23 protein-coding genes are annotated in these 23,640 nt (G+C 60.7%); 13 read left to right on the top strand and 10 right to left on the bottom strand.

What is annotated here, in order from left to right:
* Positions 1-56 precede the first annotated feature (56 nt).
* The gene (locus VDP81_RS10045) at positions 57-683 is read right to left on the bottom strand and encodes a DUF805 domain-containing protein (protein WP_323012204.1); all 627 of its coding nucleotides are present in this window, start codon (positions 681-683) and stop codon (positions 57-59) included.
* 66 nt (positions 684-749) lie between these two features.
* Positions 750-1,202 carry a TM2 domain-containing protein gene (locus VDP81_RS10040; RefSeq protein ID WP_323012203.1) on the bottom strand — a complete coding sequence of 151 codons (453 nt, stop codon included), beginning with the start codon at positions 1,200-1,202 and terminating at the stop codon, positions 750-752.
* Between the two features lie 156 nt (positions 1,203-1,358).
* Between VDP81_RS10040 and VDP81_RS10035 the strand changes: the two genes are divergently transcribed.
* The 3 genes from VDP81_RS10035 to VDP81_RS10025 are packed head-to-tail and all read left to right on the top strand — an operon-like array spanning position 1,359 to position 3,716.
* Positions 1,359-2,162 carry a thiazole synthase gene (locus VDP81_RS10035; protein WP_323012418.1) on the top strand — a complete coding sequence of 268 codons (804 nt, stop codon included), beginning with the start codon at positions 1,359-1,361 and terminating at the stop codon, positions 2,160-2,162.
* Between the two features lie 7 nt (positions 2,163-2,169).
* Positions 2,170-2,991, top strand: a complete 822-nt coding sequence (gene thiD, locus VDP81_RS10030) for a bifunctional hydroxymethylpyrimidine kinase/phosphomethylpyrimidine kinase (RefSeq protein WP_322996187.1) — start codon at positions 2,170-2,172, stop codon at positions 2,989-2,991.
* A gap of 44 nt (positions 2,992-3,035) precedes the next feature.
* Positions 3,036-3,716, top strand: coding sequence for a protein-L-isoaspartate O-methyltransferase (locus VDP81_RS10025; RefSeq protein WP_322996186.1), 681 nt, complete (start codon positions 3,036-3,038; stop codon positions 3,714-3,716).
* A gap of 59 nt (positions 3,717-3,775) precedes the next feature.
* On the opposite strand, the gene VDP81_RS10020 is transcribed toward VDP81_RS10025, so the two are convergent.
* From VDP81_RS10020 to ubiE, 6 genes are all read right to left on the bottom strand, one after another.
* On the bottom strand, positions 3,776-4,561 hold the full coding sequence (locus VDP81_RS10020; RefSeq protein ID WP_322996185.1) for an NRDE family protein: 786 nt from the start codon (positions 4,559-4,561) through the stop codon (positions 3,776-3,778).
* 41 nt (positions 4,562-4,602) lie between these two features.
* A complete protein-coding gene (rfaE2, locus tag VDP81_RS10015) occupies positions 4,603-5,088 on the bottom strand; it encodes a D-glycero-beta-D-manno-heptose 1-phosphate adenylyltransferase (RefSeq protein ID WP_322996184.1) in 486 nt (161 codons plus the stop codon).
* Positions 5,088-6,653, bottom strand: coding sequence for a ubiquinone biosynthesis regulatory protein kinase UbiB (ubiB, locus tag VDP81_RS10010; protein ID WP_322996183.1), 1,566 nt, complete (start codon positions 6,651-6,653; stop codon positions 5,088-5,090). Before ubiB ends, rfaE2 begins: the two co-directional genes overlap by 1 nt.
* Positions 6,647-7,264: a ubiquinone biosynthesis accessory factor UbiJ gene (locus VDP81_RS10005; protein WP_323012202.1), complete on the bottom strand. Its 618-nt coding sequence runs from the start codon at positions 7,262-7,264 to the stop codon at positions 6,647-6,649. The genes ubiB and VDP81_RS10005 overlap by 7 nt, the downstream gene beginning before the upstream one ends.
* Positions 7,265-7,490: 226 nt before the next feature.
* Positions 7,491-8,474 (bottom strand): Tim44 domain-containing protein, encoded by a 984-nt coding sequence (locus tag VDP81_RS10000; RefSeq protein ID WP_323012201.1) that lies wholly within the window; start codon positions 8,472-8,474, stop codon positions 7,491-7,493.
* A gap of 145 nt (positions 8,475-8,619) precedes the next feature.
* Positions 8,620-9,384 carry a bifunctional demethylmenaquinone methyltransferase/2-methoxy-6-polyprenyl-1,4-benzoquinol methylase UbiE gene (ubiE, locus tag VDP81_RS09995; protein ID WP_322996180.1) on the bottom strand — a complete coding sequence of 255 codons (765 nt, stop codon included), beginning with the start codon at positions 9,382-9,384 and terminating at the stop codon, positions 8,620-8,622.
* Between the two features lie 141 nt (positions 9,385-9,525).
* Between ubiE and phoB the strand changes: the two genes are divergently transcribed.
* Positions 9,526-10,221, top strand: a complete 696-nt coding sequence (phoB, locus tag VDP81_RS09990) for a phosphate regulon transcriptional regulator PhoB (RefSeq protein ID WP_323012417.1) — start codon at positions 9,526-9,528, stop codon at positions 10,219-10,221.
* A complete protein-coding gene (gene phoR, locus VDP81_RS09985) occupies positions 10,218-11,552 on the top strand; it encodes a phosphate regulon sensor histidine kinase PhoR (RefSeq protein WP_323012200.1) in 1,335 nt (444 codons plus the stop codon). The genes phoB and phoR overlap by 4 nt, the downstream gene beginning before the upstream one ends.
* Here the strand turns inward: phoR and ilvA are convergent.
* The gene (ilvA, locus tag VDP81_RS09980; RefSeq protein WP_323012199.1) at positions 11,547-13,055 is read right to left on the bottom strand and encodes a threonine ammonia-lyase, biosynthetic; all 1,509 of its coding nucleotides are present in this window, start codon (positions 13,053-13,055) and stop codon (positions 11,547-11,549) included. The genes phoR and ilvA overlap by 6 nt on opposite strands.
* 122 nt (positions 13,056-13,177) lie before the next feature.
* Between ilvA and VDP81_RS09975 the strand changes: the two genes are divergently transcribed.
* From VDP81_RS09975 to VDP81_RS09965, 3 genes are all read left to right on the top strand, one after another.
* Positions 13,178-14,683, top strand: a complete 1,506-nt coding sequence (locus tag VDP81_RS09975; RefSeq protein WP_323012198.1) for a sensor domain-containing diguanylate cyclase — start codon at positions 13,178-13,180, stop codon at positions 14,681-14,683.
* 32 nt (positions 14,684-14,715) lie between these two features.
* Entirely contained in the window at positions 14,716-15,273 is a 558-nt protein-coding gene (locus tag VDP81_RS09970; RefSeq protein WP_323012197.1) for a YqaA family protein, read from the top strand.
* A 90-nt stretch (positions 15,274-15,363) separates the two neighbouring features.
* Complete coding sequence (locus tag VDP81_RS09965) at positions 15,364-19,296, top strand: FAD/FMN-binding oxidoreductase (protein WP_323012196.1); 3,933 nt, start codon at positions 15,364-15,366, stop codon at positions 19,294-19,296.
* Between the two features lie 9 nt (positions 19,297-19,305).
* Here the strand turns inward: VDP81_RS09965 and VDP81_RS09960 are convergent, their stop codons facing one another.
* Positions 19,306-19,851, bottom strand: coding sequence for an adenine phosphoribosyltransferase (locus VDP81_RS09960; RefSeq protein WP_322996172.1), 546 nt, complete (start codon positions 19,849-19,851; stop codon positions 19,306-19,308).
* Between the two features lie 97 nt (positions 19,852-19,948).
* Here VDP81_RS09960 and VDP81_RS09955 point away from each other — a divergent pair, with 97 nt between their 5' ends.
* From VDP81_RS09955 to lptB, 5 genes are read left to right on the top strand one after another with little or no spacing between them, the layout of a single operon-like run.
* Positions 19,949-20,941, top strand: coding sequence for a KpsF/GutQ family sugar-phosphate isomerase (locus tag VDP81_RS09955; protein WP_322996171.1), 993 nt, complete (start codon positions 19,949-19,951; stop codon positions 20,939-20,941).
* The gene (locus VDP81_RS09950; RefSeq protein WP_322996170.1) at positions 20,941-21,543 is read left to right on the top strand and encodes a KdsC family phosphatase; all 603 of its coding nucleotides are present in this window, start codon (positions 20,941-20,943) and stop codon (positions 21,541-21,543) included. The genes VDP81_RS09955 and VDP81_RS09950 overlap by 1 nt, the downstream gene beginning before the upstream one ends.
* Complete coding sequence (gene lptC, locus VDP81_RS09945; RefSeq protein WP_322996169.1) at positions 21,540-22,157, top strand: LPS export ABC transporter periplasmic protein LptC; 618 nt, start codon at positions 21,540-21,542, stop codon at positions 22,155-22,157. Before VDP81_RS09950 ends, lptC begins: the two co-directional genes overlap by 4 nt.
* Entirely contained in the window at positions 22,154-22,738 is a 585-nt protein-coding gene (gene lptA / locus VDP81_RS09940) for a lipopolysaccharide transport periplasmic protein LptA (protein WP_322996168.1), read from the top strand. The genes lptC and lptA overlap by 4 nt, the downstream gene beginning before the upstream one ends.
* The gene (gene lptB / locus VDP81_RS09935; protein ID WP_416233228.1) at positions 22,717-23,511 is read left to right on the top strand and encodes an LPS export ABC transporter ATP-binding protein; all 795 of its coding nucleotides are present in this window, start codon (positions 22,717-22,719) and stop codon (positions 23,509-23,511) included. Before lptA ends, lptB begins: the two co-directional genes overlap by 22 nt.
* The last annotated feature ends 129 nt before the right edge of the window (positions 23,512-23,640 follow it).

The following is a 23,640-nucleotide window of genomic DNA, read 5'->3' as shown; positions in this document are numbered from 1 at the left end:
ATGTCAATATTATTGCATGAAATCAATGTGTTATTGATACTGCAGGGGCGACTAAATCATGCGGATACTGGGACACCATAGGCATTTTCTACATCCTGTCCTTTTGTAGCAAACCAAATGATCAGAATGATAGTACCAATAACAGGTATGATGCTCAGCAATTGCCACCAGCCAGATTTACCTAAATCATGCAAGCGGCGCGCGGACAAAGCAACTGTTGGCATTAGGCTTGCAAGCATAAAAACTGAAGAGAGCAAGCCAAAATCAGAATAAGGAACACCAAATAAAATTTCATCGATCACCGATAAACCCAAAATGCCGATGAAATAAAATAATATATAAAACCAATATTCCTGACGCTCAGCCCGGCCTTTAAAATTAGCGTAATTCTTAAACGCAAGAATAAACCAATCAAATGGGTTATAAGACGAACGAGCCTTACCATCCAAACTAGAAATAGCTGATTGCAGCTTAGCGTTCATGGAAGATGTAGTAGAACCTAAGGCAATATACACACCGACAGCCTCACCATCCGCACTGACATCAAAGTCGACAGCTTGGCCTCGTTTTGGATGATCTTGCCCCTTCCATTCGGAAGCCACAAAGGTATATCGACGACCTTCTTCTGTAGTGATAATCCCCTGCCCTTGTTGGATCGAAAAGTCCAATACACTCCCTTTCATGAACACACCCTCCCTGGATGATTGAAAGCTATTACTTTATTACATTCTATTTATAAAGCATCAAGATCAGAACCAGCCCTTCTTGCCAACCACGTAAATGCGCTCGAATTCTTCGTCGCTTTTAGTCAGATAGAGAACAAACTCGATGAAGGCGATGACACTGACCACCAAGGTTGGGATTCCAAATAAAATCCAACCGAAAATCCAGAGACAAAGCATGATGACGGCAGGCTTTGTCAGGCCAAGGTAAAATTTGTGCGCCCCGAACCCTCCTAGGAAAAAAGCGAACAGCGCAGCAACAACTCGCTTCGACAAACCGGACGAGGCTGCACCAGCGCTAATCTGATAGACCCCCCGCGCCTCACGCTCGTGCACCTCGAAATCAACAATAGATCCAACAGTGGGTACTACCCCTTGCGCTTTCCATTCAGAGCCACTAAAGGTGTAGCGATTGTCATCATCACCCGAAATCAGCCCCTGATTGTTCTGCACACTGAAATCAATAATCTTTCCCTTCACCGTGTTTCCTCCCAGGAATAAGGTCAAATTATAATGCATAATCCATCAATACATTACAAATTGGAACTGTATGTCAGTTCATCATAAATGGATTATTCTTGTTGGGGATCGCTCCGTGCGATCATTCCCATGACAGACCAACCCACGACGTACAACATGACCACCGCAGATCCTCTCATCATTGCCAATCGTGCCTTCCAATCCAGGCTGTTAGTCGGCACCGGAAAATACCGCGATTTCGATCAGACCCGCGACGCCATCGAGGCCAGCGGCACTGAAATCGTCACCGTGGCCATCCGCCGCACGAATATCGGCCAGAATCCAGGCGAACCGAATCTGCTGGATTTCCTCTCGCCAGACCGCTATACCATTTTGCCCAACACGGCAGGCTGCTACACCGCCGACGATGCGGTACGCACGCTGCGCCTGGGGCGCGAACTGCTGGACGGCCATACGCTCTGCAAACTGGAAGTCCTGGGCGATGCAGGCAACCTGTTTCCCAACATGCCAGAGACCCTGGTCGCCGCCCGCACACTGGTGGCCGATGGCTTTGACGTGATGGTGTATTGCAGCGATGATCCCATCCAGTGTCGCATGCTCGAAGACATCGGGGTGGCTGCCGTCATGCCGTTGGCTTCTTTGATCGGATCGGGCATGGGCATCATCAATCCCTGGAATCTGCGCCTGATCATTGACCAGGCCCGGGTGCCAGTGCTGGTGGACGCAGGCGTGGGCACGGCCTCGGATGCGGCTATCGCCATGGAACTCGGCTGCGATGCGATTTTGATGAATACTGCGATTGCCGGTGCGCGCGACCCGATCCGCATGGCGCATGCCATGCGGCTGGCGGTGGATGCCGGGCGCCAGGCCTATCTGGCAGGCCGGGTGAAGCGCAAATACTACGACGCCGACCCCAGCTCGCCCACCGAAGGTCTGCTGCCATCCACCCACGCTGCCTGAAACCAACATGATCCCCAATACCCTATCCATTGCCGGCGTCGACCCCTCGGGCGGAGCCGGCGTGCTGGCCGACATCAAGACCATGAGCGCCCTGGGGGCCTACGGCATGGCAGTGATTGCGGCGCTGACCGCCCAGAACACCCAGGCCGTGACCGGCATTTCACCAGTCCCGCCTGAATTCGTGGCCGCACAGATCGACACGCTGTTTGCCGACGTCCGGGTGGATGCGGTCAAGATCGGCATGCTGGGCCAGGCTGGCGTCACCCGCACCGTGGCGGATCGTCTGGCCCACTGGAAGCCCGCATACCTGGTGCTGGACCCCGTGATGGTGGCGAAAAGCGGCGACCTCCTGCTTGAGCGCCAGGCCGTCGAGGCCCTGCGCGACGGCCTGTTGCCCCTGGCCAGCATCATCACGCCCAATCTGCCCGAAGCCGGGGTGCTGCTGGACCAGCGCCCGGTGGAGACCCTGAAAGAAATGCGCCGCGTGGCCGAACGCCTGCGGCGACTGTTGCCCGACAACGACAGCCACTGGGTCTTTCTTAAAGGCGGCCACCTGCCGGGTGACGACACCATCGACCTGCTGCACGACGGCGACCGCATGATCGAACTACCCGGGCGCCGCATCCACACCCCCAACACCCATGGCACGGGCTGCACACTGTCTGCGGCACTGGCTGCCCTGCTGCCCCGCACCCAGGACGTGCCCGAGGCCGCACGCCAGGCAAAACACTACCTGGAACGCGCCATCGCGGCCTCCGGCCAGTTGCAGGTCGGCACTGGTCACGGCCCGGTGCAGCATTTTCACGCGCTATGGGGCGCTTCAGCCTAAGTCGCCTATAATCGGTTCACGTTAACCCTAAGGCTTATTCTCAGATGAACGTCAACGATATCCCCGACGCCGAACGTGCCCGCTTCAACATGATCGAGCAGCAGATCCGCCCCTGGAATGTCCAGGACGAACGTCTGTTGAAAATCGTCTTCGATACCCCCCGCGAATACTTTGTGCCACCGCAGATGCGGGCGCTGGCCTTCACGGATACGGAACTCCCCCTGATCATCGACGGGGTTGATTCCCGCGAACACATGCTCTCGCCCAAGGTCGAGACCAAGCTGATCGAAGAACTGCTGCTGCAGCCCAGCGACTGTGTTCTGGAAATCGGCACCGGTTCGGGCTATCAGGCCGCCCTGGTGTCGCGCCTGTGCCAGCAGATCACCAGCATCGAAATCGACAGCCGTCTGGCAGCTTTTGCCCAGGCCAATCTGGCCCGCCAGCATATCGACAATGTCGTCCTGGAAACCGGCGACGCGCATGCTGGCTGGGGCACCGCCGAATACGACGCCATCCTGGTGACCGGGGCCGTCCCCTGTGTGCCGGACGCCCTGAAGTACCAGTTGGCCGTCGGGGGCCGCCTGGTGGCCATCGTGGGCCATAGCCCCATCATGACTGCCTGTCGCATCACCCGCACCGGCGCGGGCGACTTCGAGACCACCCAGATCTTCGACACCTGGACCAAGCCCCTGCGCGGCACGGCGCAATCACGCTTTCAATTCTGATGTGCCCTGCTGCGCCGGCAACCGGCGCAGCATTTGATGCCGAGCGACAGCCGCTCAGCTCATGGCTGCTGGCCGTGTCCAGGCAGACAGCCACCATGGCGCCCGACAGCCCGGCCCGCAGGATCATAGCTTTGTTCGTCCAGCCACAGCTGGCCATCGGCTCGGGCCACCAACAGCGTCGAGCAGCGCGTACCATATTGCGGATCAATAATAAAAGGACTGCTGACCAGCTGTTCGCGCTGTAAATCAAGCCCCGTATCGGGCAGTTGATCGACCGTGGCCTGCGTGGTGTCGCGCAGCGCATCAAAAACCCGCTGCGGGTGGCGCACCCAATCCAAGGCCGGCAAGGCATCCAATGCGGCCCGCAAGCGCCTGGATTTGGGCCAGGGCGTATCCAATAAATGGTTGGACAATACATATTGCCCAGGCGCCAGGCAACGGGCCGCCTCGGCAGGGTCGCGATTGCTGAAATACCAGACATCGTCCAGATCCCCCACAATCAGGTTAAATCCGGCCCAAGCCTGGGCATGCCTGGCGATGTCACGGCAATACGCCTGCGGCGTGGCTGCTCCCAGCAAAAAATCACGCACCAGCATCCCCCGCGAAGGCGCGTGGGCAGGCACTGAGAAACCGGGCTCGCGGAAATTGGTCAGCAAGGCGAAACGGCCCCCCTGGCCCCCACCCAGCCAGGTGCCGCCAGCGCTGAGATCGCGCCCAGCAAGCACTTGAGGATGTTTGGGCCAAGGCCCGGCCACCACGCTGGAACGCGCATGGAATTCATCCCGATTGGCCGCGACCCGCACCGGCCATTCCGGGTGCCCCAAGGCAAGATAAGCAATGCACATTGATTGGTTTTATCCGTGTAGTCTGCCTGCCAGGACTGGACTTATTGGCGGATTTTTTGCAACAGCGCAGTGGTCGAGCGCTGATGTTCAAACGGAATCGCCACGGCTTGCCCGCCCCAACGACGCACCACGGCGGTTTCCGGCAGCGTATCCATGTCGTAGTCGCCACCCTTGACGATCACGTCAGGCCGCAGCGCCTGGATCAATTCCAGCGGCGTATCCTCGGAAAACAGCACAACCCCATCCACGCAAGCCAGGGCAGCCAACAAGGCAGCCCGGTCTTCCTGGCGGTTCAGGGGGCGATCATCCCCTTTGCCCAGACGACGCACGGAAGCATCGGTGTTGACCCCCACGATCAGCGAGGCCCCCAGCAAGGCCGCCTGATCCAGATAGGTGACATGGCCGCGATGCAGGATGTCGAATACGCCATTGGTGAAGATCAGCGGACGCGCAAAACGCCCATCGCGCACGGCCTGCTCACAGGCGGCGCGGTCCAGAATCTTGGATTCGAAACGGGCCGTCGTCATCAGAAACCGCCTCCGTGCGTCAGGGCCCATACCGCCACACCCAGACCCACGGCCAGAATACCGCACAGCACCCCCAACAGGCGGTTGGTGCTTTCCTGGACGCGACGCAGACGTTCAAGTTCATCACGCGTGGCAGAACCGGAATCCGGATGGTTCAGACGGGCATAGACCAAGCGCGGAATCTGCGGCAGGATCTGCGCCCACTGGCTGGCCTCTTGGTCCAGACGCTGACGCAGGCCGCGCAGGCCGACGCGCTGGTGCATCCAGCGCTCCAGAAAGGGCTTGGCGGTCTGCCAAAGATCCAGATTGGGGTCAAGCTCGCGCCCCATGCCCTCGACATTGAGCAGCGTTTTTTGCAGCAATACCAGCTGTGGCTGGATCTCGACATTGAATCGCCGCGAGGTCTGGAACAGGCGCAACAGCACCTGGCCCAGAGAAATCTCAGCCAATGGCCGGTCGAAATAGGGTTCGCACACCGCCCGCACCGCGCCTTCCAGTTCTTCTTCGCGGGTGCTGGGCGGCACCCAGCCGGATTCAATATGCAGTTGCGCCACACGGCGATAATCCCGACGAAAAAACGCCAGGAAGTTCTGAGCCAGATAGTTTTTGTCGAACTCGGACAGAGACCCTACGATGCCGAAGTCCAGCGCGATATAGCGCCCCAGGGTATCTGGTGCATCCGACACATAGATATTGCCCGGGTGCATATCGGCATGGAAAAACCCATCGGTAAACACCTGCATGAAAAAAATCTCTACGCCCTGGCGTGCCAACAGCGATATATCGACACCCAGCTCGCGCAGGCGCGGCACCCGGCTGACAGGCACCCCGTGCATGCGCTGCATGGTAAAGACCTGGCTGGTGCAGTATTCCCAGACGACCTCAGGCACCATCAGCAGATTGGCACGATCGGTATCCGGCCCGAAGTTACGCCGCAACTGGCTGCAGTTGGCCGCCTCACGGATCAAATCCAGTTCGTCATGCAGGTATTTGTCGAATTCCGCCACGACTTCACGAGGTTTCAGGCGTCGGCCATCCGGGGCCAGACGTTCGACCAGCCCAGCCAAAGACCGCAATAAGGTCAGGTCGCGCTCGATGGCTTCTTGCATGCCGGGGCGCAGAACCTTGACCGCGACCTCGCGACCATCGTGCAGCACCGCAAAGTGCACCTGGGCAATGGATGCCGAGGCAACGGGATCGCGTTCGAATTGCGCAAACAGGGCCTGGGGAGCCGCCCCCAGGGATGCCTGGATGATGGCGGCCGCCTGGTCGGACGGAAAGGGCGGCACGCGATCCTGCAGGCGGGCAAGTTCGTCGGCAATATCGGCGGGCACCAGATCCCGGCGCGTGGATAAGACCTGGCCGAATTTGACATAGATGGGCCCCAAGGTTTCCAAAGCCAGGCGCAGGCGCGTGCCACGCGGCTGCTGAGGCACACGCCCGAGGCGCGCCAGGCGCAACAAACGATGCGCCCAGGGATGCTGCAAGCCAGACAGAACCAGTTCATCCAGGCGGTACCGCAAACAGATCCAGAGGATGTAAACCAAACGAAAAAGCGTCAGCATGCCACCCCCGACAGACGCTGCAGGCGGCGATCCAACTGATCCAGACGCTGGCCCAGAGCCTGAACATCAGCCTGCCACTGGCGGAAATCCGCACCACGCAGGCCTATGCCGGATTCATCCGTCAGGTATTCGGCCATGTTATCCTGCGCCCGGCCCGCCGATTGGCGCAAGCCCGCCGCCAGTTGACGGGCCCCCTGGGTCAGGCGCACGGCCAGAGAATCGCCCACCACCCGGGCCAGGTCGTCTTCGACATCCCAGCGCAACTCGCGCGCCAGGTCCGACACCAGATGCGCCAGGCCGGCATCCCCCTGGATTTGTGCCAGCGCCGTGACGCCAGCCAGGCCCTGTTGACGCCAGGCTGCGGGCAAATCCCGCAAGCGATCGGCGGGAACAGACAGGGTGACGTCGGGCACGATGGCCGATTCACAACGCTGCAGCATACCGCCAGACGTGATGCTGGCCTGCAGCGACCAAGCCCCCGCAGACAAGCGGACGGATTTGCCGACGTGCGCCGTCAGGCGTTCGCTGGCCCAGGGTTCTCGGCGCAACAAGGCATTGAAGCCCTGCAACAGCAGATTGGCGGGATGAGGCAAAAAGGAGGGGAAGGACATATCAGAGCACAGCGATGCACACTGCCCAGCCAAGACGGGCCAAATGCATCCAAAAGGCGGAGGATCAAGACGAGGCCTCTTTCGAGGTCGCCATCAAGCTTCCAGTTTACCGTTTTTACCTGCCAGCCAAGGCAACCCCTAAAAAAAACGCCCTGAGAACAGGCTCAGGGCGAAGGGGCTCTCGGGCCGTTCTCGAGAAAAGCGGGAGAACGACCCAAGTCAGCGATCAGGCAGAAGGATCCAGTTGCTGAATACCGGCCAGCAGCCAGCCCGCGCCATCGGCCTTATACAGGTTCCAGACTTCTTCCAGGCGGAAAGCTTCGGCGCCCGGGGCATCACGCAACATGCCGGAATAGCGCACGCTGGCCAGATGGCCGCCGGCCACGGCCTCGATCCCGAGAAGTTCGGCATTGAGCAGCACGATTTCGGTGCGGTTGCCCTCGGTGACCTGGGGCAGGCTGGGGGTGATTTCGGCCAACAGGTCGTCTGTCAGGTATTCGCGCAGGGCATCACGATTACCGGCATCCCAGAGGGACTGGATCTGCGTGAACTGCTTTTTGGCCTGGGCCAGGAAGGCAGGCACGTCAAAATCGCCAGGGATGAACCAGGAGGGGTCCTGGGGCGCGGAAGAGACGGCCTCGATCGGCGCAGCGGCGGGCGCTGCGGCAGTGGATGCACTGCCCGACGGTGCGGGAAAGCCGACGGGCGCCGGGGATGAATCCATGCCCTGTGCCTGGCGATAGCTATTATTGCCCGCCGCACCCGCACCAGCGGCGGCCAATGGCCGCTGGGCACCGCGCAGGCGGCGCACCAGGAACATGACGGCAAAAATCACCAAGCCAATCAACAGGGCGCTGGAGAGGAATTCAAGAAAAGCGCCTGACAGCCCCATACTGGACAGCAAAGCGGCAATCCCCAGGCCTGCGGCAATGCCGACCAGCGGCCCCAGAAAACGGGACATACCGGATTTGGCAGCCCCGGCAGCGGCGGCAGTGCCCGCGGCGGCGGCAGGCGCAGCAGCACGCTGGGTGGTATTGGCCGCTGGCGGAGTCACGGCCTGACGCTGCTGCGTCACGTTAGAGGATTGGCGGCCGAAACTGGAGCCCCCACCAAAGCGACGGGCCTCGGCATCCGAGGTGACCGCCAGCATCATCAAGGCTGCAACGAGCAGCAGGGTAGCCACGATCCAGCGAGGCAATTGAACAGACATGGTGTCTCCGCAATGAGGTCGTTATAAAAGCGAGAAAGAAGGGCCTGGCGTCAGTCAAATCTGACAACAAGCTGAATACTGATAAATTACCATAAAAATAGGGCTGCATCGTGCAGCCCCTGAACAATAAATATAGGATCTATCGTCAATCCAGCCGGACGCCCTCATGCAGGGCCACCACGCCCGCCGACATATTGAAATACTGCACCCGCCCAAAGCCCACGGTCCGCATCAGATCGGCCAGAGTTTCCTGGTCGGGATGCATGCGGATGGATTCAGCCAGATAGCGGTAGCTGGATTCGTCCGATGCCACGAGCTTGCCGATTTTTGGCAGGACGTTGAAGGAATACCAGTCGTAGACCGGCGCCAAAGCCGGGGCCACGCGGGAAAACTCCAGCACCAGCAATTTACCGCCGGGCTTCAGTACCCGGCGCATTTCGGCCAGGGCACGATCCTTATGGGTCATATTGCGCAGGCCGAAAGCCACCGACACCCGATCAAAGTAATGATCCGGGAAAGGCAGACATTCAGCGTCGCACACCGCCACCGGCGTGACCAGACCACGATCCAGCAAGCGGTCGCGGCCCACCCGCAGCATGGAATCATTGATATCGGTCAGCCAGACCTGGCCGGTGGGGCCGACCCGCCGGGCAAATGCGCGGGTCAGGTCGCCAGTACCTCCGGCAATATCCAGCACCCGCATACCGGCGCGCACCTGCGCCCGACCAATGGTAAAGGCCTTCCAGGCGCGATGCAGGCCGCAGGACATCAGATCATTCATGATGTCGTAGCGGCTGGCCACTGAATGGAAGACCTCGGCCACGCGCTGGGCCTTGTCGGCCTCGCGCACTGTTTCGAAACCGAAGTGTGTCTGCGGCCCCTGGCCGGCTGCGTCGGATGGTTCTGTCATGATGCTCGTATCGTACCGCATCCCCGGCGGCGGTGTGGACACCACCGGCAGCGAAACCGTCACAGGAATGAAATAATGTGGCGGTATCATGAGTTCGCTCAATCGACCGGCTGCGCCCGTGTTTCTTACTCTGTGTCCATCATGCCCGCCACCATCCTGATCATCGAAGACGAACCTGCCATCCTGGAGCTGCTGTCGATCAATCTGCAGCACGCAGGCTATGTTATCCGTACGGCACAGGACGCCCGCCAGGCTCAGGAACAGATCCAGGATGTGCTGCCCGACCTGATCCTGCTGGACTGGATGCTGCCGGATCAACCCGGCATCCACCTGGCCAAACAGTTGCGGGCAGCTTCCCGCACGCGTGAAATCCCCCTGATCATGCTGACTGCCCGCGGCACTGAACAAGACAAGGTGGACGGTCTGGAGGCCGGGGCCGACGACTATCTGACCAAGCCCTTTTCCCTGCGCGAGCTGCACGCCCGGATCAAATCCCTGCTGCGCCGCCGGGCTCCCCAACTGACTGCCGACCTGATTCAGGCGGGCGAGTTGACGTTGGACCCCGAATCCCGCCAGGTAAGCTGTGCCGATCTCAGCCTGCCCATGGGGCCATCCGAGTTTCGCCTGCTACACTTTCTCATGACGCACGCACAGCGAGTCTATAGCCGCAGTCAGCTCCTGGATCAGGTCTGGGGCGATCATGTCTTTCTGGAAGAACGCACGGTAGACGTCCATATCCGACGGCTGCGCAAGGCCTTGTCGCCCGCAGGCCAGGAATTCCTTATCCAGACGGTCCGGGGAGCCGGTTACCGTTTCAGCACAACACAATCAGAATGAGCAAAACCATTGTTTCCATCGCACTCTGGGCCCTGGGGGGCTGGCTGCTGGGCGCCTGGCTGGGGGCGGCCACTGGCTGGGCCGTCTTTGCGCTGGGGCTGCTGATCATGGTCCTGGTCAGCGGCCTGCAGCTCTCGCGCATCGCCCGCTGGGTCCACCACATCGACGAACCGCCACCGCCATCCATCGGCCCCTGGGACGAAATCCTGGCTCCTATTTACCGCAAGCTCAAACAAAACCGCCTGGATCTGAAAGAACGCAACCGTAATTTTCAACGGGCCTTGCTGGCCGCCGAGGCCTTGCCGGACGGCGCCTTGACCCTGGCACCGGACAAATCCCTGCTGTGGTGCAACCAGACGGCGGCCAGCCACCTGGGGCTGGACTTGAGCCGGGATCGCGGCCACAGCATCCTGAACATTATCCGCACCCCCGAGTTCGCCCGCTATGCCCACCAGGACCACTGGGACAAGCCACTGACCCTGCATCTGGGCCGAGGCCTGCACATGCGCACGCTGCTGCTGCACATGACGCCATATGCCGTGGGGCAATTTCTGATGGTGACCCGCGATATTACGCAAATCGAACGACTGGAGAGCACCCGCAAAGACTTTGTGGCGAATGTCTCACACGAGATGCGTACACCCCTGACGGTCTTGTCCGGCTTTATCGAAACCCTGTTGGACTTGCCCGACGATGCCATCCCGCTGGACCAACGCCGCCGCTATCTACACCTGATGGAACAGCAAGCCCATAATATGCAGGCCCTGGTGTCTGATTTGCTGACTCTGTCAGCCCTGGAAAGCTCGCCCAATGGTCAGGGCGAACCCGTCGTGCTGGCGCCGCTGATTCGCACTGCCCTGACACAAGCCCAGGCAATCTCCAAAGACAGGCACCTATTCGACGTACAGATCAGCGATACCCTAGCCATCATCGGGCAGGCCAGCGAATTATCCTCGGCCATCAGCAACCTTCTGACCAACGCGGTACGCTACACCCCGGCCGGGGGCACCATCCGCGTGCGCTGGGCGCTATTGCCAGACGGCCAGGCCAGCTATCAGGTAGCCGACACCGGCATCGGTATCGACTACGCGCTCATCCCACGCCTGACCGAACGCTTTTTCCGGGTAGATCGTGGTCGCTCGCGGGCTTCCGGCGGTACCGGACTGGGGCTGGCCATCACCAAACACGTGGCCTTGCGCCACCAGGCCAGCTTGGATATAGACAGCACACCCGGCGAAGGCAGCACCTTCACAATCCGGTTTCCGGCCAGCCGCGTGTGTGACGCATCCGCTGCGCCACCACAAAGCAAGCAGGCTGCCCAAGCCCTATAAAAACAGGCGGTACGCAGGGTTATCGGTTTCATTCCAGTACGGATAGCCCAGCGTGGACAAAAACTCCTTGAACGCCTTTTTATCGTCTGGTGGCACCTGCATACCCACCAGAATACGACCATAGTCGTCGCCCTGGCTGCGGTAGTGGAACAGGCTGATATTCCAGTCGGGATTCATCGCCCCCAAAAACCGCATCAAGGCGCCGGGGCGTTCGGGGAATTCAAAGCGGTACAAGACCTCGTGCTCTGCCAGGCCGGAGTGCCCCCCCACCATATAGCGCAGGTGCGTCTTGGCCATTTCATTGCCGGTCAAATCCAAAGTAGGAAAACCCTGCTTGCGGAAAAGCGCCGCCAGTTTTTCGATTTCAGGCTCGGATCGAATCTGTAGTCCCACAAACACATGGGCCTGTTCCGCATCTGAAATACGGTAATTGAACTCGGTGACGGCCCGCTGTCCCACGGCCTCGCACAAACTTAGGAAACTGCCGCGTTTTTCGGGCAACGTGATGGCAAACAGGGCTTCGCGCGCTTCGCCCACGTCTGCGCGATCGGCCACAAACCGCAGCCGATCAAAATTCATATTGGCGCCACAGGTGATCACCACCAGGGTCTTGCCCTTCCATTTGTGCTGGGCGGCATATCGTTTGGCCCCGGCCAGCGCCAAAGCCCCCGCAGGTTCCAGCACGCTGCGCGTGTCCTGGAAAACATCCTTGATGCCGGCACAAATGGCGTCCGTGTCCACGGTGACGAAATCATCCACATATTCACGCACCAGGCGGAAGGTTTCCTGGCCGACCTGCTTGACTGCAGTGCCGTCGGAAAACAGACCCACATCGGCAAGCTTTATCCGCCGCCCGGCCTGCACGCTGCGCACCATGGCATCCGAGTCATTCGTCTGCACGCCAATGATCTGGATTTCTGGGCGCAATTGCTTAATGTAAGCCGCCACCCCGGAAATCAATCCGCCCCCGCCAATCGCCACGAATACGGCATCGATCGGACCCGGATGCTGGCGCAGGATTTCCATGCCCACGGTGCCCTGTCCGGCAATCACATCCGGATCATCAAAAGGATGCACAAAGGTCAGCCCGTCACGCGCCTGGATCTCGGTCGCATGTTCGGCAGCTTCAGTAAAGCTATCGCCAAACAGCACGACTTCGCCCCCCAACGCACGCACAGCGTCGATCTTGACCATTGGCGTGGTGACCGGCATGACGATCACCGCGCGGCATTTCAGGCGGCTGGCCGACAGGGCAACCCCCTGGGCGTGGTTGCCCGCTGAGGCGGCGATCACACCACGCTTCAGATCCTCTGGACTGAGGTGGGCCATTTTGTTATAGGCGCCCCGCAGCTTGAAGCTGAACACGGGCTGGGTATCCTCGCGCTTGAGCAACACCGTGTTGCCAATGCGCTTGGAAATTCGGGGGGCCAGGTCCAAGGAGGTTTCATGGGCGACGTCGTAGACTTTGGACGTCAGAATGCGCTTGAGATAATCGATGGACATGGCACAGGCAAAGAGAAAAAGGGAACTGAAAAGAATATCACAGCACCGGCCCCCTGATTTCTCGGCGCAATCCCAACGAAACCAGTACAGTACAGCATTGATTGGACTGCCACCGCCACACCATGGACACTCCTAAACAACGCTATGTCTTCGACAAGCCTTTAAGCGCCGTTGTCGGACTGTTGTTTTTAGCCATCATTTCCTTTATCTGGTTTGCCGTCACCCACCGCATCTACACCGAGCGCGAACAAGCCGTCGAGGCGGCCATGCACGCCAACGCCAACCTGGCGATCGCCTTCGAACAGGAAATCTACCGCACCCTGAAATCCGCCGAACAAGTCGCGGCCTTTGTGCGCGAAGAAGCCGTGCACCGGGGCGACTCTCTGGATCTGAAGGACTGGTTGGATCGTGACATCATTCGCGACTCCATGTTCACCATCGTCAGCGTCGTCAACGCAGACGGCGCAATTGTCGACAGCACCCTGCCTACCCCCCCTTCGGTGAACTATGCAGACCGCGATTTTTTCCTGGCTCAGCGCCATGCGCAAAACGACAAGCTGTATATCAACCGTCCCGTCCTGGGGCGCGTTTCCGGCCAGTGGCGCATCCCATTGTCGCTACGCATCAACCAAGCCAACGGCAGTTTCGGCGGCGTGGTCGTGATCGCCATCGACCCGCCCAATCTCAGTACCTTCTATCGCCTGGCAGGCCTGGGCAGCCAGGACTTGCTGGCTGTCACTGGCCTGGACGGCTATACACGCGTGCGCCAAATCGGCCAGGACATCGGCATGGACGAGTCCGCCAAAGCCCTGCCCTGGTTTACCCGACAGATGGACAGACGACACGGAAATTTCGAAGACAAAGACGGATTCGATGGCGTGCGCCGCCTGATCAGCTATCGCACCTTGGCCAACTATCCTCTGATGGTGGTCATCGGCACAGCCTACGACGAAGCCATTGCCACGGCACAACTACGCCAGACCCACTATCTCTGGGTAACCCTGGCAGCCACCCTGGTGCTATTGGCAGGCGCCCTGGGCATTATCCTGGGCCTGGCTAGGCAACGGGCCATCTATCTGGCACTGCAGGCCAGCGAAACCCGCCTGGCGCATGCCGCCACCCACGACCCACTGACCGGGCTGGCCAACCGGGTTCTGTTCCAGGACCGCTGCCTGCGCGCGCTGGATGCATCCCTGCGGCACCACCAATCCCTGGTATTGCTGTATCTGGACCTGGACGGCTTCAAGGCTGTCAACGATTTACACGGCCATGCCTGCGGCGATTTGCTGCTGCAGCAAATCGCCCAGCGCCTGAACACCCAGGTCAGATCAGAATCAGACGATACGGTAGCGCGTTTCGGCGGCGATGAATTCGCCTTGCTGCTCAGTAATCTGTCCGAACGCCACGACGCCGAGCGCATTATCCAGAATATCCTGATTGCACTGGCCCAGCCTTTTGATCTCCAGGGCCACGAAGTACAGATATCCGCCAGCATCGGCGCCGTGCTGTACCCCCAGCATGGCCAAGACCTGAATACCTTGGTAGGTCGTGCAGATACTGCCATGTATGCCGCCAAAAACGCCGGACGCAATCAGTTTCTCTGGTGGCGGCCCGACCTGCAAAACTGACGCCTTCTCCTGCTGGACTACACTGCCGCATCATGGAAATCTGGCTGCAAACCACTATTAATGCCCTATTGGCAGCACTGGCGCTCCCCAGCATAGGCCTGCCCGCGATTTTTCTCATCAGCCTGATATCGGCCACCTTATTGCCTTTGGGGTCCGAGCCGGCTGTCTTTGCCTATGTACACCTGGCACCACCGATGTTCTGGCCAGCAGTGTTGGTGGCCACGCTGGGTAATACGCTGGGCGGCATCATCAGCTATGCCATGGGTGCAGGCGCCCAAGCCGCCTGGCTGCGCTGGCGGCGCGCTGCCACAGACGCCGACATGCCCCCGGCCTCGCAACCGGATCAGCCCGTGACTGCGGGGGGGCGCTGGCAGCGACTAAGCACCAACTGGTTCCAGCGTTTTGGTCCCCCGGCGCTGCTGCTGTCGTGGCTACCCGGCATTGGCGACCCCCTGTGTGCCGTGGCCGGCTGGCTACGACTACCCTTCTGGCCCTGTGTCCTATATATGGCCATCGGCAAACTATTGCGTTATATCCTCATGACCGCCGCGCTCATGCACGCCTGGACCTGGCTGGCAGGCTGGTGGTAGGTACCCACCTATCGCCCGCCACCCGCATTTGCCTTTACACTAGCCCATTGCCCCTCTTTTTCATAGGGGTACCGTCGCCACGATCCCCACATGAACGCCCCTCTCCCTCCCCAGCTGCTGGAACCTGTCGATCCTCCTCGCCTGCGCGAGATCCCCTATAACTACACCTCCTGGTCCGACCGCGAGATCGTCTGCCGCCTGCTCGGCGAGCCCGCCTGGCAGCTATTGTCCGAATTGCGCGGCCAGCGGCGCACAGGTCGGTCCGCCCGCATGCTATTCGAGGTGCTGGGCGACATCTGGGTGGTACAGCGCAATCCCTATCTGGAAGACGACCTGCTGGACAATCCCAAACGGCGCCATCAGTTGGTCGAGGCCTTGAATCACCGGCTGAACGAAGTCGACCAGCGCCGCGACGATGATCACGGCAGCCGGGACGCCAAGGTCCAGCAGTTGCTGGCCACTGCGCGGCAGACTGTCGCCGCCTTCGAGGCCCACTTCGTGACGGTGGAAAAACTACGGCACGACGCGCTCAAGCAGCTTGCGCGCCACACCAAACGGGACAACATCCGCTTTGACGGCCTCTCGCGGGTTTCCCATGTCACCGATGCGACCGACTGGCGGGTGGAATACCCCTTTGTCGTCCTGATGCCTGACACCGAGGACGAAATCGCCACCCTGGTACGCACCTGTATTCATTTGGGGCTGACCATTGTGCCGCGTGGGGGCGGTACCGGCTATACCGGGGGGGCCATCCCCCTGACATGGCGCTCCGCCGTCATCAATACTGAAAAGCTCGACGCCATCGGCACCGTCGAAGTCGTCGCCCTGCCCGGGGTCGAACAGGCCGTGCATACCATTCTGACCGGCGCCGGCGTGGTCACTCGCCGCGTGGCCGAGGCCGCCGAGGCCGCCGGCCATGTATTCGCCGTGGACCCAACCTCGGCCGATGCTTCCTGTGTGGGCGGCAATGTGGCCATGAACGCGGGCGGAAAAAAAGCCGTGCTGTGGGGCACGGCACTGGATAACCTGGCCTGGTGGCGCATGGTGGACCCAGACGGCAATTGGCTGGAAGTTACCCGGCTGGCACACAATCTGGGCAAGATCCACGATGCGCCACAGACCCAATTCCAACTGGCCTGGTTTGACGGCGCATACCCCCCGGGAAAAAAACCCCTGCGCTCGGAAACTCTGACGATCGAAGGCCAGCGTTTTCGTAAAACGGGGCTAGGCAAGGACGTCACCGACAAGTTTCTGGCAGGCCTGCCCGGCGTACAAAAAGAAGGCTGCGACGGTCTGATCACTGCAGCCCGCTGGATTTTGCATCGCATGCCCGCGCATACGCGCACCGTCTGCATGGAGTTCTTCGGCCAAGCCCGCCACGCCGTGCCCTCCATCGTCGAGGTCAAGCACTATCTGGACACCACCGGCCGCGCCAGCGGTGCCATCCTGGCCGGGCTGGAACACCTGGACGAACGCTACCTGCGTGCCGTGGGCTATGCCACCAAAAGCAAGCGCGGCACTTTGCCGAAAATGGTTCTGATCGGCGACATCGTCGGCGACGACGAACACACGGTCGCGCTGGCCGCCAGCGAGGTCGTCCGCATCGCCAACTCGCGCCAAGGTGAAGGCTTTATCGCCGTCAGCCCCGAGGCCCGCAAGAAGTTCTGGCTGGATCGCGCCCGCACAGCGGCGATCTCGCGCCACACCAATGCCTTCAAGATCAACGAAGACGTGGTGATTCCGCTGCCCCGCATGGGCGAATACACCGATGCCATCGAACGCATCAACATCGAACTATCCACCCGCAACAAGCTGCGCCTGATCGATGCCCTGGAAAGCTATCTGCAGGGTGAACTCCCGGTAGGCAAGGCCGAGGACCCCGATGACGCGGAACACACCCGTGAATTCATCCTGTCCACCCGGCGCCAGGACGCTCTGAACACGCTGGCTGCCGTGCGCCGACGCTGGACCTGGCTACTGGAGCACCTGGATGCCCCGCTGGCTCAACACCTGGAAACGCTGGCATCACTGAACCTGGCCCACCGGCTGCCCGCCCTGCAGGAACGCCTGGACACACAGCCCGACAGCCAACTGATCGATATCATCCAGGACCATACCCTGCGGATTTCCTGGAAAACCGACATACGCGGTCCCATGGAGCGCCATTTTGCCGGTGCCGAATGCGCCGCAGTCCTGGCCGGTCTGCAAGCCACCCACGACCGCATCCTGAAAAGCCGCGTCTTCGTCGCCCTGCACATGCATGCAGGCGACGGCAACGTCCATACCAATATCCCGGTCAACTCTGACGACTACGAGATGCTGCGCGAAGCCAACCAGGCCGTGGCCCGCATCATGGGCATTGCCCGCAGCCTGGATGGCGTGATCTCGGGCGAACACGGCATCGGTCTGACCAAGTTCGAGTTCCTGGAAGCAGCCGAACTGGCGCCCTTCCAGGACTACAAGCAACGCATCGACCCAAATGGTCATTTCAATGCAGGCAAGCTCATGCCGGGGGCCGACCTGTCCCGCGCCTGGACGCCCAGCTTCAACTTATTGGGCCATGAATCGCTGATCATGCAGCGCAGCGAGATCGGGGCGATCTCCAATGCCATCAAGGACTGTCTGCGCTGCGGCAAGTGCAAACCCGTTTGCGCCACCCATGCCCCCCGTGCCAATCTGCTGTATTCGCCGCGCAATAAAATTCTGGCGACCTCTCTGTTGATCGAAGCGTTTTTATACGAAGAACAAACCCGGCGCGGGGTCAGCATCCGCCACTGGGAGGAATTCGAGGACGTAGGCGACCACTGTACGCTATGCCACAAGTGCTATAACCCTTGCCCGGTGGACATAGACTTCGGCAATGTCTCCATGGATATGCGCGCGCTATTGCGGCGCATGGGCAAAAAATCCTTCAATCCTGGCACCGCCGCCTCTATGTTTTTTCTGAACGCCAAAGACCCGCGCGTCATCAAGGCCACCCGCAGCGTCATGATCGGCATGGGCTACAAGGCACAACGCCTGGCCCATGATCTGCTGGCGCCCATGGCCAAAAAACAGATGGCGCACCCCCCCGCCACCGTGGGCAAGGCCCCGATCCGCGAGCAAGTGATCCACTTCGTCAACAAAAAAATGCCCGGTGGCCTGCCCAAGCAAACTGCCCGCAAACTGCTGGATATCGAAGACCCCAACATCGTCCCCATTATCCGCAACCCGACGGCCACCGCGCCGGACAGCGAAGCTGTGTTTTATTTCCCTGGCTGCGGGTCCGAGCGCCTGTTCTCCCAAGTGGGCCTGGCCACTCAGGCCATGTTGTGGCATGTCGGGGTACAGACCGTCCTGCCCCCCGGCTATCTATGCTGTGGCTACCCGCAGCGCGGCAACGGCCTGACGGACAAGGCCGAACAAATGGTGACCGACAACCGGGTCCTGTTTCACCGCATGGCCACCACCCTGAACTACCTGGACATCAAAACCGTGGTGGTCAGTTGCGGCACCTGTTACGACCAACTGGAAAGCTACGAATTCGACAAGATATTCCCTGGCTGCCGCCTGATCGACATTCACGAATACCTATTGGAAAAAGGCGTGGATATTGCTGGCGTACAGGGGACGCGCTACATCTATCACGACCCCTGCCACACGCCCATGAAGCAGCAAGACCCGATGAAAACCGTGAAATCGCTATTGGGCGAATCGAATGCCATCAAAACCGAACGCTGCTGCGGCGAATCCGGCACCCTGGCTGTCTCGCGGCCCGATATCTCCACCCAGATCCGCCATCGCAAACAAGAGGAACTGGCCAAGAACGCGGCAGCCATTCGGGCCGATGGTTTCCAGGGCGAAGTCAAAATGATTACATCCTGCCCCTCGTGCCTGCAGGGACTGGCCCGCTACGAACAGGATACAGGCTTGTCCGCCGATTACATCGTGGTCGAGATGGCCCGCCATCTGCTGGGCAAGGACTGGCTGCCGGACTACGTCAAGGCAGCCAACGCGGGCGGGATCGAACGCGTCCTGGTCTGAATCAGGACTCTAGTCCGTGTCGAACGCACAGACGGTATAGACCGGCAGGCCCGAGTCCTGTACCGCCTGTGACCCGCCCAGTTCGGGCAGGTCAATGATGGCGGCGGCTTCAGCCACGTTGGCCCCCAGACGCTGCAGCAGACGCGACGCTGCCAGCATGGTGCCGCCGGTGGCGATCAAGTCGTCGATCAACAGCACACGCTGGCCGGGGCGTACGGAATCCGTATGCATTTCGACCGTGGCATTGCCATATTCCAGGGCGTATTCCTCGGCCACCGTGCGATAGGGCAGCTTGCCCTGTTTGCGCACAGGCACAAAACCCAGGTTCAGTTCGTAAGCCAGCACCGAGCCCACGATAAACCCCCGGGCATCAATGCCAGCCACCAGATCCAGGCGCTGGCGCATATAGCGATAGACGAACAGGTCGATCAGCACCCGGAATGAACGCGGGTCCTGCAGCACGGGGGTAATGTCCCGAAACTGCACGCCCGGCTTGGGCCAGTCTGGCACGGTACGAATCGTGTCGCGAATATACTGAGCCGGATCGGTTTGCATGATGGAATCCTGTCAAAGAAAGCTGCGCGGCCACAGTGTAGCGCAGGCGGGTGCGGCCCGGCTGTCCAGAGGCCTGAGCAGCGGGTAAAATCGGCAGATGCACAGCCACCCCCAGCCCCAGCCCCAGCCCGACGCGCTCCATCACAGCGCCCTGCGCACTTTCGACATCGAAATTCAGGCCCTGCAGGCCTTGCGCGGGCGTATCGATCAGCAGTTCCAGCAGGCCGTCCGCCTGATCCTGGATTGCCAGGGGCGCGTGGTCGTCACCGGCATCGGCAAATCCGGCCATATCGCCCGCAAGATCGCCGCCACGCTGGCCTCCACCGGGACACCGGCCTTTTTCATGCACGCCGCCGAAGCCATCCATGGGGATCTGGGCATGCTCACCAGCCAGGATATCGTGCTCGCCATCTCCTATTCCGGCTCGGCCCAAGAACTCATCACCATCATTTCGGTGGCCAAACGCATGGGCGCCCACATCATCGCCATGACCGGCCACCCGGATTCAGAGCTCGCCACCCATGCCGACATCAGCCTGGACGCCGCCGTCGCCCAAGAAGCCTGTCCGCTGAACCTGGCCCCCACCGCCAGCACCACAGCGGCGCTGGTTTTGGGTGACGCCATTGCCGTGGCCTGTCTGGAAGCCCGTGGCTTCAACCGCGATGACTTCGCCCGCTCCCACCCTGGCGGGGCGTTGGGCCGACGGCTACTGACCTCGGTCGCCGACATCATGCGCAGCGGCGCAGCACTGCCCCGGGTATCTCCCGACACCCTGATTCCCGACGCCTTGGCCGAGATGTCCTCCAAGGGCATGGGCATGACCATCGTCCTGGATGGCCAGCGCCCGACCGGCATCTTCACCGATGGCGATCTACGGCGCATGATCGCCCAGCACGGCGACATCCGCGCCCTGCCAGTCTCGGCCGGCATGAGCCACCACCCTCGCACCATCGCCCCCGGCGCTCCGGCCATCGAAGCCGCCAGCATCATGGATACGCACAAGCTCAATCAGATGCTGGTATTGGATGCCGACGGGCTATTATTGGGTGCTTTGCACATGCACGATCTACTCGCCGCCAAGGTCATCTGATGAACGAACTCCCCAGTTTTTCCCACCCTGCCGAAGCCCAGATCCTGGCCCGCATCAGTCCCGACGTCCGCGCCCGCGCCCGCGCCATCCGCCTGATGATCTTTGATGTAGACGGCATCCTGACCGACGGCAGTCTGTGGTACGGCGAACACGGCGAAGCTGCCAAACCCTTTAACGCCCTGGATGGTCACGGATTGCGGCTGCTGCGCGAACAAGGCATCCGGGTGGCCTGGGTCAGTGGCCGCAAGAGCGCCATCACCGCCCGGCGCGCGGCTGAACTGGGCATTGCGCCGGTCCTGCAGGGAATTCACGACAAAATCACCACCGTCGAGGACCTGGCCCGCGAGGCAGGCCTGTCGTTGGATGCGGTCGGCTATATGGGCGACGACATCATCGACCTGCCGGTCCTGCAGCGCGCGGGCCTGGCCGTCAGCGTCCCCAACGCGCCCTTTTACGTCAGCCAAGCCGCACACTGGATCACCAATCTGTCTGGCGGACGCGGGGCCGTGCGCGAATGCTGCGACCTGATCCTGGCTGCTCAAGGCCGCTTGGGCGCGTGCTTCACCGCATCGCTGTCGACCTTGGGTGGTGCCATCCAATGAGGGATCGCCTGCCCGGGCTGGTGGCCGTCCTGTTGCTGGGATTGCTGGTGCTGGGCACTTGGTGGGCATCCGACTACACCCTGCAGTCCATCGAGGTCGATCCGCCCCGCCGCCTGACCCACGAACGAGACTCCTGGGCCAGCGCCTTCGTCATGATCCGCACCGACCCCCAAGGGCATGCCATCAACCGCCTGGAAGGCTCCAGCATGGATCATTTCCCGGACACGGACAGCTATGACATCGCCAATCCCCGTGCCGTTGGCCACCAGCCGGACACCCCAGTCACGGTAGGCACCGCCGACTCTGCCACCCTGGACCAGCACGGCGAACGCATCACCCTGAATGGCAACGCCCATCTGCAACGCCAACCGGATGCCACACATAATCTCCTGGATGTACGCAGCGAACAGCTGATCATCGAGCCCAACCTGGATCTGGTCCATACCGACCGTCCGGCGCTGGTCATCAACGGCAATTCAACCATGCGCGGCCTGGGGATGCGCTACGATAACCGCACCCGCCAACTGAACGTGGAATCCGCCAGCGACGTCAAGATATCCGGCGCCGATCAGGCCAACAAATCCATCGCCCCAACCAAAAACAGCCAACCATGAAAACCTTGCCTCTTGCCTTGTTGGCAGCCGCTGGCTGCCTGGCCCTGGTAGCCAACACGACAGCCGCACCCGCACAGACCGCCCCCGAACCCGATCCCGACACGATCATTCTGTCTGACTCCCTGCACTATGATGACATCAGCAAGACCAGCACCTTCACGGGCAATGTCGTGCTCACACGCGGCCCCATGACCCTGCGGGCTGCCAAGCTCACTACCCACGAAGACGCCCAGGGCAATCAGTTCGGCTCGGCCACGGCGGGCCAGGGCGAGCATGTCACCATCCGCCAGGAAAACCCGGAAAAATTCGAAACCCTGATCGCCACGGGGCTGCAGGCCGATTATGTCGGCCAGTCTGGTGACATCACCCTGACGGGCCAGGCCACCGTCACCCGACAAATCTGCGGCCAAGCCGTCGATAATGTCCGAGGCGCACGGATTATTTATCACCAGAAATCCGGTACCTACGAAGCCTTTGGTGGAAAAAATTCCGCCGCATCGGGGGGGCGGGTGCGATCGCTGGCTCAGTCTCAATCGCGCGTCGACCAGGCCATTGCCAAATGCAAGGCTGGTCAGTCGTGACGTCATCTCTACACACTGAAGCCCCACGCACCGCCGGCAGCCTGCAGGCCATCGGCTTGGGCAAAAGCTTTGGGCGACGCGCCGTGGTGCAGGATGTGTCTCTGTCGGTCGATAGCGGCGAAGTCGTCGGCCTGCTGGGCCCCAACGGGGCGGGCAAGACCACCAGTTTTTACATGATTGTGGGCCTGATCCCCGCCGACACCGGGCGGATTGTGATCGATCACCACGAGGTCACCGGCGTCCCGATGCACCGACGCGCCCGTCTGGGCCTGTCCTATCTGCCCCAGGACGCATCCGTGTTTCGCCGCCTGACGGTAGAACAAAACATCCGTGCCGTCCTGGAACTTCAGCGCGACACCAATGGCCAGGCGCTGTCCAGACATGACCTGGAAGAACGCCTGGAATCACTGATCGACGAGCTGCAAATCGAACATATCCGGCGCAACATGGCCTTGTCTTTGTCCGGCGGAGAACGCCGCCGGGTGGAAATTGCCCGGGCGCTGGCCACCCACCCGCGGTTTATTTTGCTGGACGAGCCTTTTGCCGGGGTCGACCCGATTGCCGTGATCGAAATCCAACGCATCGTGCAGTTTTTACGGGGTCGCAATATCGGGGTGCTGATCACCGATCACAATGTGCGCGAGACCCTGGGGATCTGTGACCGCGCCTATATCATCAGCGAAGGCCGGGTACTGACCAGCGGCCATCCCAACGAAATCGTCGACAACGAAGCCGTGCGCCAAGTCTATCTGGGCAAAAACTTCCGAATGTAGCCGATCCCACTATATTACCTTTTTTCACCCCCCTTGCTGGGTTTTCTGCAATCGGTACACTAAAGCCATCGTGATCACACAGGAGACCATCTTTGATCTTCACCTTGGTTTACACGACAGTACCTTTGT

It is taken from the genome of Castellaniella sp. (genome assembly GCF_034675845.1).
Lineage (GTDB): Bacteria > Pseudomonadota > Gammaproteobacteria > Burkholderiales > Burkholderiaceae_B > Castellaniella.
The sequence above is the reverse complement of the archived record's forward strand: the minus strand, read 5'-3'. Positions and strand labels throughout refer to the sequence as shown.

Bases quoted from the DNA above. Each gene is read 5' to 3' on its own strand.
- ubiB (WP_322996183.1), bottom strand. From the start codon at position 6,653: ATGCTGACGCTTTTTCGTTTGGTTTACATCCTCTGGATCTGTTTGCGG.
- phoB (WP_323012417.1), top strand. From the start codon at position 9,526: ATGCCCGCCACCATCCTGATCATCGAAGACGAACCTGCCATCCTGGAG.
- VDP81_RS09950 (WP_322996170.1), top strand. From the start codon at position 20,941: ATGAACGAACTCCCCAGTTTTTCCCACCCTGCCGAAGCCCAGATCCTG.
- VDP81_RS10020 (WP_322996185.1), bottom strand. From the start codon at position 4,561: ATGTGCATTGCTTATCTTGCCTTGGGGCACCCGGAATGGCCGGTGCGG.
- ubiE (WP_322996180.1), bottom strand. From the start codon at position 9,384: ATGACAGAACCATCCGACGCAGCCGGCCAGGGGCCGCAGACACACTTC.
- VDP81_RS09965 (WP_323012196.1), top strand. From the start codon at position 15,364: ATGAACGCCCCTCTCCCTCCCCAGCTGCTGGAACCTGTCGATCCTCCT.
- rfaE2 (WP_322996184.1), bottom strand. From the start codon at position 5,088: ATGACGACGGCCCGTTTCGAATCCAAGATTCTGGACCGCGCCGCCTGT.
- VDP81_RS09955 (WP_322996171.1), top strand. From the start codon at position 19,949: ATGCACAGCCACCCCCAGCCCCAGCCCCAGCCCGACGCGCTCCATCAC.
- VDP81_RS10035 (WP_323012418.1), top strand. From the start codon at position 1,359: ATGACCACCGCAGATCCTCTCATCATTGCCAATCGTGCCTTCCAATCC.
- VDP81_RS10045 (WP_323012204.1), bottom strand. From the start codon at position 683: ATGAAAGGGAGTGTATTGGACTTTTCGATCCAACAAGGGCAGGGGATT.
- VDP81_RS10005 (WP_323012202.1), bottom strand. From the start codon at position 7,264: ATGTCCTTCCCCTCCTTTTTGCCTCATCCCGCCAATCTGCTGTTGCAG.
- VDP81_RS10025 (WP_322996186.1), top strand. From the start codon at position 3,036: ATGAACGTCAACGATATCCCCGACGCCGAACGTGCCCGCTTCAACATG.
- VDP81_RS09960 (WP_322996172.1), bottom strand. From the start codon at position 19,851: ATGCAAACCGATCCGGCTCAGTATATTCGCGACACGATTCGTACCGTG.
- lptC (WP_322996169.1), top strand. From the start codon at position 21,540: ATGAGGGATCGCCTGCCCGGGCTGGTGGCCGTCCTGTTGCTGGGATTG.
- lptB (WP_416233228.1), top strand. From the start codon at position 22,717: ATGCAAGGCTGGTCAGTCGTGACGTCATCTCTACACACTGAAGCCCCA.
- phoR (WP_323012200.1), top strand. From the start codon at position 10,218: ATGAGCAAAACCATTGTTTCCATCGCACTCTGGGCCCTGGGGGGCTGG.
- VDP81_RS09975 (WP_323012198.1), top strand. From the start codon at position 13,178: ATGGACACTCCTAAACAACGCTATGTCTTCGACAAGCCTTTAAGCGCC.
- ilvA (WP_323012199.1), bottom strand. From the start codon at position 13,055: ATGTCCATCGATTATCTCAAGCGCATTCTGACGTCCAAAGTCTACGAC.
- thiD (WP_322996187.1), top strand. From the start codon at position 2,170: ATGATCCCCAATACCCTATCCATTGCCGGCGTCGACCCCTCGGGCGGA.
- VDP81_RS10000 (WP_323012201.1), bottom strand. From the start codon at position 8,474: ATGTCTGTTCAATTGCCTCGCTGGATCGTGGCTACCCTGCTGCTCGTT.
- lptA (WP_322996168.1), top strand. From the start codon at position 22,154: ATGAAAACCTTGCCTCTTGCCTTGTTGGCAGCCGCTGGCTGCCTGGCC.
- VDP81_RS09970 (WP_323012197.1), top strand. From the start codon at position 14,716: ATGGAAATCTGGCTGCAAACCACTATTAATGCCCTATTGGCAGCACTG.